Origin of the sequence: Cupriavidus sp. TMH.W2 (assembly GCF_050847365.1) — a bacterium.
Taxonomy (GTDB): Bacteria; Pseudomonadota; Gammaproteobacteria; order Burkholderiales; family Burkholderiaceae; genus Cupriavidus.
Genome location: NZ_CP193792.1, coordinates 3661982 through 3674391, shown reverse-complemented (window position 1 = coordinate 3674391; position 12410 = coordinate 3661982). Strand labels below are relative to the sequence as shown.

General features: G+C 67.8%; 7 protein-coding genes. All 7 read left to right on the top strand.

The annotated features are described in order from the left end of the window. Positions 1–16: 16 nt before the first annotated feature. The 7 genes from atpD to putA all read left to right on the top strand — a co-directional run bounded on the left by atpD (position 17) and on the right by putA (position 12302). On the top strand, positions 17–1420 hold the full coding sequence (gene atpD, locus ACREYQ_RS16950; RefSeq protein WP_432258663.1) for a F0F1 ATP synthase subunit beta: 1404 nt from the start codon (positions 17–19) through the stop codon (positions 1418–1420). Between the two features lie 149 nt (positions 1421–1569). Continuing rightward, complete coding sequence (locus tag ACREYQ_RS16945; protein WP_010811262.1) at positions 1570–1986, top strand: F0F1 ATP synthase subunit epsilon; 417 nt, start codon at positions 1570–1572, stop codon at positions 1984–1986. A 707-nt stretch (positions 1987–2693) separates the two neighbouring features. After that, positions 2694–3134, top strand: a complete 441-nt coding sequence (locus ACREYQ_RS16940) for a CoA-binding protein (RefSeq protein WP_432260436.1) — start codon at positions 2694–2696, stop codon at positions 3132–3134. A 47-nt stretch (positions 3135–3181) separates the two neighbouring features. Continuing rightward, positions 3182–4132, top strand: coding sequence for an alpha/beta hydrolase (locus ACREYQ_RS16935; RefSeq protein WP_432258662.1), 951 nt, complete (start codon positions 3182–3184; stop codon positions 4130–4132). 52 nt (positions 4133–4184) lie between these two features. Next, positions 4185–5282: a uroporphyrinogen decarboxylase gene (gene hemE, locus ACREYQ_RS16930; RefSeq protein WP_432258661.1), complete on the top strand. Its 1098-nt coding sequence runs from the start codon at positions 4185–4187 to the stop codon at positions 5280–5282. Between the two features lie 517 nt (positions 5283–5799). Beyond that, entirely contained in the window at positions 5800–8118 is a 2319-nt protein-coding gene (locus tag ACREYQ_RS16925) for a primosomal protein N' (RefSeq protein ID WP_432258660.1), read from the top strand. A 194-nt stretch (positions 8119–8312) separates the two neighbouring features. Beyond that, positions 8313–12302, top strand: a complete 3990-nt coding sequence (gene putA / locus ACREYQ_RS16920) for a trifunctional transcriptional regulator/proline dehydrogenase/L-glutamate gamma-semialdehyde dehydrogenase (RefSeq protein WP_432258659.1) — start codon at positions 8313–8315, stop codon at positions 12300–12302. Positions 12303–12410: the final 108 nt, after the last annotated feature.

Below are 12410 nucleotides of genomic sequence, written 5' to 3'. Positions count from 1 at the left end.
CTATCGGAGATACGAAATGAGTATCGGAAATATTGTGCAGTGTATTGGCGCCGTGGTGGACATCGAGTTCCCCCGCGACGCAATGCCGAAGGTGTATGAAGCGCTCGTGCTGGAAGACAGCAGCGACGGCTCGTTCGCCGAAAAGGGTCTGACCTTCGAAGTCCAGCAACAGCTCGGTGACGGCGTGGTGCGTACCATTGCCCTGGGTTCTTCGGACGGTCTGCGCCGCGGCATGGCAGTGAAGGGCACCGGCGCCCCGATTTCGGTGCCGGTTGGCCACGGCACCCTGGGCCGCATCATGGACGTGCTGGGCCGCCCCATCGACGAAGCTGGCCCGATCGCTTGTGACGAACTGCGCGCGATTCACCAGAAGGCACCGAAGTTCGACGAACTGTCGCCTTCCGTTGACCTGCTCGAAACCGGCATCAAGGTGATCGACCTGGTCTGCCCGTTCGCAAAGGGCGGCAAGGTGGGTCTGTTCGGTGGCGCCGGCGTGGGCAAGACCGTCAACATGATGGAGCTCATCAACAACATCGCCAAGCAGCACAGCGGTCTGTCGGTGTTTGCCGGCGTGGGCGAGCGTACCCGTGAAGGGAACGACTTCTACCACGAAATGAAGGACTCGAACGTGCTCGACAAGGTGGCCATGGTGTTCGGCCAGATGAACGAGCCGCCGGGCAACCGCCTGCGCGTGGCGCTGACCGGCCTGACCATGGCCGAGCGCTTCCGTGACGAAGGCCGTGACATCCTGTTCTTCGTGGACAACATCTACCGCTACACGCTGGCCGGTACCGAAGTGTCCGCACTGCTGGGCCGTATGCCTTCGGCCGTGGGCTACCAGCCGACGCTGGCTGAAGAAATGGGCAAGCTGCAGGAACGTATTACGTCGACCAAGACCGGCTCGATCACGTCGATCCAGGCCGTGTACGTGCCTGCGGATGACTTGACCGACCCGTCGCCGGCAACGACCTTCCTGCACCTGGACTCGACCGTGGTGCTGTCGCGTGACATCGCTGCACTGGGTATCTACCCCGCAGTGGATCCGCTGGATTCGACCTCGCGCCAGCTGGACCCGCAGGTCGTCGGCACGGAACACTACGAAGTGGCCCGCCGCGTTCAGCAGACCCTGCAGCGCTACAAGGAACTGCGCGACATCATCGCGATTCTGGGCATGGACGAACTGTCGCCGGAAGACAAGCTGGCCGTGAACCGCGCCCGCAAGATCCAGCGTTTCCTGTCGCAGCCGTTCCACGTGGCCGAAGTGTTCACGGGTTCGCCGGGCAAGTACGTGCCGCTGAAGGAAACCATCCGCGGCTTCAAGATGCTGGTCGATGGCGAGTGCGATCACCTGCCCGAGCAGGCGTTCTACATGGTCGGCTCGATCGACGAAGCCTTCGAAAAGGCCAAGAAGCTCCAGTAAGCCTTGCTCGTCGTTCCCGCGAAGGCGGGAACCCAGTGTCTTTCGCCACGCTGCAAAAGTCACTGGACCCCCGCCTGCGCGGGGGTGACGGTGAATCCGTGCTTTGCGGGTCCGCCGTCTGAGCGAAGTGAGTGGAGAAAGGATCTGATATGGCAACCATTCTTGTAGACGTCGTCAGCGCGGAAGCGTCGATCTTCTCCGGCCAGGCGAAGTTCGTGGCGCTGCCGGGCGAGTCGGGTGAACTGGGCATCCTGCCGGGTCACACGCCGCTGATCACGCGCATCCAGCCGGGTGCGGTGCGCATCGAGAAGGAAGACGGCAGCGAAGAGTTCGTGTTCGTTGCCGGCGGCATTCTCGAAGTGCAGCCCAAGCACGTCACCGTGCTGGCCGACACCGCGATCCGCGGTGGCGACCTGGACGAGGCCAAGGCGCAGGAAGCCAAGCGCGCTGCCGAGGAGCTGATGCAGAACCAGAGCAGCGATCTGGATCTGGCACGTGCTCAGAGCGAGCTCGCCGTAGCGGCTGCCCAACTGGCTGCCATCGCCCGACTGCGACGTAAGAAGTAAGCAATTAGTGGGTTGTCGCGCTGTTGTTTTTTTGGCGCGACAATTAAAAAAGGCAGCCCCATGGCTGCCTTTTTTATTCGGCTGGCGATATTCTTTTTGCGTGCCTGGACCAAAAAAAAGCGCGCGGGCCGGGGAGGCTCCGCGCGGACGGGAAAATCCCTTCGAGGGGTCAATTCGAAGGAACGGGTTCGGTCCAGGTGACAATCAAGGCGCAACGGATACCCAACTATCCGCCTACAGGCCGCAAAGGCCACGCGCTGCAACGGTCTTCCTGGTGTTCCGGCCCAGCAGCATTCTGCTGGATCGGAAAATCGGGTTACTGCCGGAAACACTTCAAAAGGCTTTCTTCACCACCCCCCTTTTAATCTGCATTGCCATTTTCACCGGGGGGGCCACGCCCTGGACAGCGGGTATGTCAATGCATTGTGGGGGAAACTCCCCGGCATGGCAGTAACAAAATGTATCGTTTTGAAAGAAGTTGAAAGCCCGAACCCTCAAAAACAGGCGTGATCGGCATATTTTTGCACGTTGACGTCACGTTCGCTGCAAATACGTGCCGATGGATTATCTTTTCGCGCGCGTTTTCCGTGTTCGTTCCCGCACCAATCGCTGCGTGACAATTACGGTTACGATTCAGTACGCGCGCGGCCGCTGTGTCACGTTTTTGGCCTGGCCGCGAGTCGCCCATGCCTGCCCACGGAGATGCGATGCCGCCTGAGATGCAGCAAGCCATACAAGCCATGCTGGCCATGAAGACAGTAGCCGTGGTCGGCCTGTCCGACCGTCCGGAGCGGCCCAGCCACGAGGTGGCCGAGTTCCTGCAAGGCCAGGGCTTCCGCATTGTGCCGGTCAATCCGCGCCATGCCGGCGAATGCATCCTGGGCGAGACCTGCCATGCCACCCTGCGCGAAGCCGCAGAGGCTGCGTCCGCGGCGGGCGCCCCCATCGAATGGGTCGACATCTTTCGACGCGCCGAGGAAACGCCAGCGGCGGTCGACGAGGCCATCGCCATTGGTGCGCGCGGGGTCTGGCTGCAGCTTGGCATCGTCAGCGACCAGGCCGTGCGCCGCGCCGCCGGGGCAGGGCTGCTGGCGGTGCAGGACTGCTGCAGCAAGATCGAGCTGACGCGCCGGCTTGGCCTGGACTGATACCCGGCATTTTCTTACCATTCCCGCATTCCGACTTGCCGCCGACCATGGCCATCGATCCGCAACTGCTTGCCTATTACCGCCGCCTGGCCGAGCGCTATGCCGCTGAACCGGCGCCGGCCGATATTCCCGCCCAGCGGGCGCGCTTTGCCGAGATCGCGGCCGCGTCGCTGATACCGGACCCGGAGGGCATCGCCGTGCAGGACCTGGAACTAGTGCTCGCCGGCCGCACACTGGGCGCGCGGCTGTTCCGCCCGGCCGGTGTGGCCGCGCCGCGGCTGGTTGTCTACTTCCATGGCGGCGGTTGGGTGATTGGTTCGCCGCAGACGCACCATACGGTCGCGGCCTTGCTGGCGGCCGATACCGGCTGCGCCGTGGCCAGCGTCGACTACCGCCTGGCACCCGAGCACGCCTTCCCGGCGCCCTGCGACGATGCCGCCGAGGCCGTCCTGTGGCTTGCCGGCCAACGCCAGGCCCTGGGGCTGGCGCCGGGCTTCCTGGCGGTGGCCGGCGACAGCGCCGGCGGTCACCTGGCGGCCCAGGCCGCGCAGCAGCTCAATGCCGGCGACGCCGTGCGGGTCGATGCCCAGTTGCTGGTCTATCCGGTCACCGTGCCCGTGCTCAGCACCGAGAGCTACCGTGCCTTCGCCGACGGCCCCGGTCTCACGCGTGACGAGATGGCCTGGTTCTGGACCCAGTTCATCGGCGCCGAGGGCCTGGCGCAGGGTGCCGCCCATGGCGATCCGCGCGTGCACCTGATGGCCGCGCCGCCGGTGCGTCCGCCCGCCACCGTGCTGATGGTGGCCGCGCACGATGTGCTGCGCGACGACGGCCTGGCCTATGCCGACTTCCTGGTGCGCCACGACGCCCCTGTCATCACCATCGAGGCCAGCGGCATGACCCACGGTTTCGCGCGACTGCAGCCCGATGCCGAGCGCGCGCGTGAGTGGATGCGGCGCGCCGCGTCGGCCTTCGCCGGGATGATCGACGACGTCTGAGCGGCATCCTCCCGCGGCCATCCCTTAGAATGGCGGTCTTACGAGGATGACCATGACCGCACTGCAGAACGATACCTTCCTGCGCGCGCTGCGCCGCCAGCCGACTGAATACACGCCGCTGTGGCTGATGCGCCAGGCGGGCCGCTACCTGCCCGAGTACAACGCCACGCGCGCCCGCGCCGGCAGCTTCCTCGGGCTGGCCAAGAATCCGGCCTACGCCACCGAAGTGACACTGCAGCCGCTGGACCGCTATCCGCTGGACGCGGCCATCCTGTTTTCCGACATCCTGACGGTGCCGGATGCGATGGGCCTGGGCCTCTCGTTCGCGCAGGGCGAGGGTCCGCGCTTCGCCCATCCGCTGCGCACCGAGGCCGACGTGCAGAAGCTGGCCGTGCCCGACATGGCGTCGCTGCAGTATGTCTTTGACGCCGTGCGCGAGATTCGCCGCGCGCTGGTCCAGGACGGCAGCCAGCGCGTGCCGCTGATCGGCTTCTCGGGCAGCCCCTGGACGCTGGCCTGCTACATGGTCGAGGGCGGTGGCTCGGACGACTTCCGCACGGTCAAAGCGATGATGTACGGCCGCCCGGACCTGATGCACCGCATCCTCGAGATCAACGCCCAGGCGGTGACGGCGTACCTGAACGCCCAGATCGAAGCCGGCGCGCAGGCCGTGATGATTTTCGACACCTGGGGCGGGGCGCTGGCCGATGGCATGTACCAGGCGTTCTCGCTGGCCTATATGCGCCGCGTGCTGGCCGGCCTGAAGCGCGAGCACGAGGGCCAGCAAGTGCCGGCGATCGTGTTCACCAAGGGCGGCGGCCTGTGGCTGGAGGCGCTGGCCGACACCGGCGCCGATGCCATCGGGCTGGACTGGACCGTCAACCTGGCCGAGGCGCGCCGACGCACCGGTGGCCGCGTGGCCCTGCAGGGCAATATCGACCCGACCGTGCTCTTTGCCCCCGAGGCTGCGATCCGCGAGCAGGTGCGCGGCGTGCTGGACAGCTATGCCGCCGGTGGCGGCAGCGATGGCCATGTCTTCAACCTCGGCCATGGCATTTCGCAGTTCACGCCGCCCGAGAGCGTCTCGGTCCTGGTCGACGAAGTGCATCGACACAGCCGTCAGCTGCGCGCCGCGCAGAAGTGGCGGTGACCGTATGCGGGCGGCCTGGCGGCTGCTGCGGTGCCGTGCGCCGCAGCGCGATGGCTGCCAGCGTACCCAGTGCTGCGGGAGCCGCGCCGCCGGACCCTGTCAAGTTAACTTTTTCGCCAGCATTCGCCAAAAAGGTGCTTGGACTTGACTGACGGCCCTTGACTTATGCACACCGATAGGTTTGCCGCAGTGCAGGACAGGGTTAGTCCCTAACCTATCCGGGGGATGTTGGCAAGCCTTTGATTTTTAAGGATTTGGAAGATTTGCAAAGTCAGGCTTGATGCCGGTGGATCCCTTGTTTCGCGGGGCTTTCCGGCCAGCCGAAGCGACTTTTCAACAAAGTTATCCACAGGGGCGGTGGAATTAGTGGAAAACCAGTCATCTATCATCGACTTAGGGCCACATTTGAAGTTTTACTTTAAGTTGATGTTGCGCCGCACACTAACTTTCCGCCGTCCGCAGACCTGCCGCCCGTTGCACAACGGTTGCGCAAAGGCGGTGCACCAGGAAGGGCCAAATGGCGTCGGCTAGCGGTGCGCTGCCCCTCCCGGAGGCCGACGCGGCAACCGCTGGCGCCTTGACGCCGTCGGCCCGGTCGGTCATCCGGGTAGCGTTGGACACCCCTGCCGACGACTGCTTCGACTACCTCGCCACCCCCGACGTGGCCCAGGGCGACCTGGTCGTGGTGCCGTTCGGCCGCCGCAGCATGGTCGGGGTGGCGGTGGAATACGCGGAAGGATCCGGCGTACCCGCGGACAAGCTGCGGCCCGTTGCGCAGCGGCTGGACTGGATGCCGCCGCTGCAGCCTGACTGGATCGAACTGGCCGCGTTTGCCGCCCGCTACTACCAGCGCCGTCTCGGCGAAGTGATGCTGCCGGCCTTGCCGCCAGCCTTGCGTGAAGCCGAGAGCTGGCCGGGACTGGCCCAGCGTGCCCGCACCGACGAATACCGCCTGTTGCCCGGCCATGCCGAGGCCTTGCTGGCTGCCGTGCCGCCCCGCGCACGCAGCGTGCGCGCGCTGGCACACGCGCTGGCCGAGCGCGCCGCCGCAGGCGAGCCGCTGGCCCTGGCCGACGCCCGCGTGCTTTGTGCTGCGGCCCCGTCACGGCTGGCCGAGTGGCACGCCGCCGGCTGGGTCGAGGCCAGCCGCACCGCGCGCACCTTGCTGCCAATCGACCCCACGCAGCCGCCATCTTCCGCGCCGCCGCTGCACGACGAGCAGCGTGCCGCGGTGCAGGCCATTGCAGAGGCCGAAGGCTTCGCCCCGTTCCTGCTGCACGGGGTCACCGGCAGCGGCAAAACCGAAGTCTACCTGCATGCGATGCAGGCGGTGCTGGAACGCGACCCCCAGGCCCAGGTGCTGATGCTGGTGCCTGAAATCAACCTGACGCCGCAGTTGCAGGCCCGCATCGCCGCACGCTTTCCGCACCTGCCGCTGGCGGTGCTGCACAGCGGCCTGGCCGACCAGGAGCGCAGCCTGCAGTGGCTGGCCGCCCACCGCGGCGAGGCCCGCATCGTGCTGGGCACGCGCATGGCGGTGATGGCGTCGCTGCCGGCGCTGGCGCTGATCGTGGTCGACGAGGAGCACGACACGTCATACAAGCAGCAGGAAGGGCTGCGCTACTCCGCGCGCGACCTGGCGGTATGGCGCGCCAAGCAGCGCGGCGTCGCGGTGGTGCTGGGCTCGGCCACGCCGTCGATGGAAACCTGGTGGCGGGCCGGGCAGGGCACTTACCGCAAGCTGGTGCTGCGCGAGCGCGCCCAGGCCGACGCGACCTTGCCGGCGGTGCGGCTGGTCGACCTGAACCACGAGCGCCAGCGCCAGCGCGCGCTGTTCGAGGGGCTGTCGGTGCCGCTGCTGGAAGCCATCGACGCCCGCCTGGCGCGCGGCGAGCAGAGCCTTTTGTTCCTGAACCGCCGCGGCTACGCGCCGGTGATCGCCTGCGACAGTTGCGGCTGGCTGTCGGGATGCCCGCGCTGCTCGGCGTACCTGGTATTGCACCGCCCGGAGCGGCGCCTGCGCTGTCACCACTGCGGCCTGGAGGCGCCGGTGCCGCACCACTGCCCGGACTGCGGCAATGTCGATATCGCGCCGCTGGGGCGCGGCACGCAGCGCATTGAAGAGGCGCTGGCGGCGCGCTTCCCGCAGGCCCGCATCGCCCGCATCGACGCCGATTCCACGCGGCGCAAGGGCAGCGCGCAGGCCATGTTCGACGAGGTCCACGCGGGCGAAGTCGACATCCTGGTGGGCACGCAGATGGTGGCCAAGGGCCATGACTTCCAGCGCGTGACCCTGGTCGGCATCGTCCATCCCGATGCCGCCATGTTCAGCCACGATTTCCGCGCCGCCGAACACCTGTTTGCCTCGCTGATGCAGGTGGCCGGGCGGGCAGGGCGGGCCGGCCTGCCGGGCGAGGTGCTGATCCAGACCCGCTATCCGGACACCCCGGCATTGCAGGCGCTGACGCGCCACGACTATGATGGATTCGCGGCCAGCCAGTTGCGCGAGCGGCGCCAGGCCGGGTTGCCCCCGTTCTGCTACCAGGTGCTGGTGACCGCCGAGCACGGGCAGCTGGAGCGGGCGCTGCAGTTCCTGGAAGCGGCGCGCCGGCATGCCGAAACCTGCGAACTGGCGGCCGAGGTGCAACTGCACGACCCGGTGCCGATGTCGATGGTGCGCATCTTCAACCGGGAGCGTGCCCAGATGCTGGTGGAGGCCACCTCGCGCCCTGTATTACAACGCTTTGTGGCTGAGTGGGTGCAGACTTTCGCAGAGGTGGGGACGGAAGCAAAGGGAGTGCGCTGGCAGCTTGAGATCGATCCGTTGCGGATCTGAGCTGGCCGGTGCGACGGTGCGAGGTGCAACCCTATCATTAGGGTTTTCTATAGGGTTGCACTAGGTTGCACCGTGGTGATTTTCGGGAGTAAGATCGCGCCAGCTCACAGGCTGCGGCCGGTCGCGCGCCCCTGCCTGTCGGCATGGACGAGGTAGCACCGGCGGCGGCTCCAGTCTTTCGGAGAATTGCCCGCATGGCCACCACCACACTCGGCGTCAAGCTCGACGACGCCTCGCGCGACCGCCTCAAGCGCGTTGCCCAATCCATCGACCGCACGCCGCACTGGCTGATCAAGCAGGCCATCTTCAGCTACCTCGAGCAGATCGAGCGCGGCCACCTGCCGTACGAGACCGGCGCCGCCGGCAGCGCCGACGCGGACGGCGCCGATGGTGCCGAACTGGCCCATGGCGATGCCGCGCCGCAGCCGTTCCTGGAATTCGCACAGAGCATCCAGCCGCAGTCGGTACTGCGCGCTGCCATTACCTCTGCCTATCGCCGTCCTGAAACCGATTGCGTTCCGGTGCTGCTGGAGCAGGCGCGCCTGCCGCAGCAGCAGGCCGAGGCCGCCATCAAGATGGCCAAGACGCTGGCCACGCGGCTGCGCGAGCAGAAGGTGGGCACGGGCCGTGAAGGCCTGGTGCAGGGGCTGATTCAGGAGTTCTCGCTGTCGTCGCAGGAAGGCGTGGCGCTGATGTGCCTGGCCGAGGCCCTGCTGCGCATCCCCGACAAGGCCACCCGCGACGCGCTGATCCGCGACAAGATCAGCGGCGCCAACTGGCAGTCGCACCTGGGCCAGAGCCCGTCGCTGTTCGTCAACGCCGCCACCTGGGGCCTGCTGCTGACCGGCAAGCTGGTCGCCACCCATACCGAGTCGGGCCTGACCACGGCGCTCACGCGCATCATCGGCAAGGGTGGCGAGCCGCTGATCCGCAAGGGCGTGGACATGGCCATGCGCCTGATGGGCGAGCAGTTCGTCACCGGCGAGACCATCTCCGAGGCGCTGGCCAACGCGCGCAAGTACGAGGCCGAAGGCTTCCGCTACTCCTACGACATGCTGGGCGAGGCGGCCATGACTGAGGCCGATGCCGCCCGCTACCTGGCGTCGTACGAGCAGGCCATCCACGCCATCGGCCAGGCCTCGCGCGGGCGCGGCATCTATGAAGGCCCGGGCATCTCGATCAAGCTGTCGGCGCTGCACCCGCGCTACAGCCGCGCGCAGCATGAGCGCGTGGTGGGCGAGCTGTACGAGCGCCTGAAGTCGCTGACGCTGCTGGCGCGCCAGTACGACATCGGCATCAATATCGACGCCGAGGAAGCCGACCGCCTGGAGATCTCGCTGGACCTGCTCGAGCGCCTGTGCTTCGAGCCCGAGCTGGCCGGATGGAACGGCATCGGCTTCGTGGTGCAGGGCTACCAGAAGCGCTGCCCGTTCGTGATCGACTACCTGATCGACCTGGCCCGCCGCAGCCGCCACCGCCTGATGATCCGCCTGGTCAAGGGCGCCTACTGGGACAGCGAGATCAAGCGCGCCCAGGTCGATGGCCTGGAGGGCTACCCGGTCTACACGCGCAAGGTCTACACCGATGTGTCGTATATCGCCTGCGCGCGCAAGCTGCTGTCGGTGCCGGACGCGATCTACCCGCAGTTCGCCACGCACAACGCACATACACTGTCGGCCATCTACCAGATCGCCGGCCACAGCTACTACCCCGGCCAGTATGAGTTCCAGTGCCTGCACGGCATGGGCGAGCCGCTGTACGACCAGGTGGTGGGGCCCACGGCCGACGGCAAGTTCAACCGCCCGTGCCGCATCTACGCGCCGGTCGGCACCCATGAGACGCTGCTGGCCTACCTGGTGCGCCGCCTGCTGGAGAACGGCGCCAACACCTCGTTCGTGAACCGCATCGCCGACGACACCATCTCGCTGGACGAGCTGGTGGCCGACCCCGTCGCCGTGGTCGAGGCCATGCACCGCGACGAAGGCGGGCTGGGCCTGCCGCACCCGCGCATCCCGTCGCCGCGCACGCTCTACGGCAAGAGCCGACCCAATTCGGCCGGCATCGACCTGGCCAACGAGCACCGCCTGGCGTCGCTGTCGTCGGCGCTGCTGGCCGGCACCAGCGAACGCGCCGTGGCCGAGCCGCTGCTTGGCGCCGCGCTGGTCGCCGATTCGCCGCGCGCGGCCGACGCCGTGGCGGCCCCGGTGCTGAACCCGGCCGACCATCGCGACGTGGTGGGCCACGTGACCGAGGCCAGCCAGGCCGAGGTCGAAGCCGCGCTGCAGGCCGCCGTCAACGCCGCGCCGATCTGGCAGGCGACGCCGCCGGACGTGCGCGCGGCCGCGCTGGAGCGCGCCGCCGACCTGATGGAAGCCCAGATGCAGTCGCTGATGGGCATCATCATGCGCGAGGCCGGCAAGACCTTTTCCAATGCCATCGCCGAAGTGCGCGAAGCCGTGGACTTCCTGCGCTACTACGCCGCCGAGATCCGCCGCAGCTTCGACAACGAGACCCACCGCCCGCTGGGCCCGGTGGTCTGCATCAGCCCGTGGAACTTCCCGCTGGCGATCTTCACCGGCCAGGTGGCAGCGGCGCTGGCCGCCGGCAACCCGGTGCTGGCCAAGCCCGCCGAGCAGACCCCGCTGATCGCCGCCGCCGCCGTGCGCCTGCTGCGCGAAGCGGGCGTGCCGGCCGGCGCGGTGCAGCTGCTGCCGGGCCGCGGCGAGACCGTCGGCGCCGCGCTGGTGGGAGACGCCCGCGTCAAGGGCGTGATGTTCACCGGCTCGACCGAAGTCGCGCGCATCCTGCAGCGCAACGTGGCCGGGCGCCTGGACGCCGCCGGCCGCCCGATCCCGCTGATCGCCGAGACCGGCGGCCAGAACGCGATGATCGTGGATTCGTCGGCGCTGGCCGAGCAGGTGGTCGGCGACGTGGTCAACTCCGCCTTCGACTCGGCCGGCCAGCGCTGCTCGGCGCTGCGCGTGCTGTGCCTGCAGGAAGACGTGGCCGACCGCGTGCTGGAAATGCTCAAGGGCGCCATGCAGGAACTGAACATGGCCAACCCGGACCGCCTGTCGACCGACGTCGGCCCGGTGATCGACGACGAGGCGCGTGCCAACATCGTGCGCCATATCGACGCCATGCGCGCCAAGGGCCGCCGTGTCCACCAGGCCGATCCCAACGCCGCGCAGGGCGCGAGCTGCCGCAACGGCACCTTCGTGCCGCCGACGCTGATCGAGCTGGACAGCATTGAAGAACTGAAGCGCGAAGTGTTCGGCCCGGTGCTGCACGTGGTGCGCTACCCGCGCGCGGCGCTGGACACCATGGTCAGCCAGATCAACGGCACCGGCTACGGCCTGACGCTGGGTATCCATACCCGCATCGACGAGACCATCTCGCACATCGTCAGCCGCGCCCATGTGGGCAACCTGTACGTGAACCGCAATATTGTCGGGGCCGTGGTCGGGGTGCAGCCGTTCGGCGGCGAGTCGCTGTCGGGCACCGGCCCCAAGGCGGGCGGCCCGCTCTACCTGCACCGGCTGCTGTCGGTCTGCCCGCAGGACGCGGTGGCGCGCAGCGTGCGCGCGGCCGACGCCACGGGTGGTGCCGAACCCGTGGGCCCGGACGGCGAGGCCGCGCGTGCCACGGAAGCCTTCCGCACCTGGGCGCGCGCCGAGCTGCCGGAAGTGGCCGCCGCCTGCGAGCGCTTTGCCGAGGCCTCGGCCTCCGGCCTGGCGGTGACGCTGGCGGGCCCCACCGGCGAGCGCAACACCTACACCCTGCTGCCGCGCGAGCGCGTGCTGTGCCTGGCCGCGCAGGAGGCCGACCTGGCCCTGCAGCTGGGCGCCGTGCTGACTGTCGGCGCCGAGGCGGTATGGCTGGAAAACCCTGTCAGCCGGGGGCTGTTTTCGCGCCTGCCTGAGGGCGTACAATCGCGCGTCCGCATGGTGGCCGACTGGACCGCGGCGGACACGGCCATCGATGCCGTGCTGCACCACGGCGATTCCGACCAGCTGCGCACGGTGTGCGAACAGGTGGCCGCGCGCCCCGGTCCGATCATCGGCGTGCAGGGCCTGGCGCAAGGTGAACCGAATATCGCGCTCGACCGTTTGCTGATCGAGCGCTCGCTCTCGGTCAATACCGCGGCCGCGGGCGGCAATGCCAGTTTGATGACGATCGGCTGAGGCAACCCTCGGACGTCGTCATGTCGAAGCGCGCGGCGGCGGCGGCGATCCCGCCCCGTTGCGCACAGGAAGCAAGGCGCGGCACTGCCAGGCTGCGCCGCTACAACT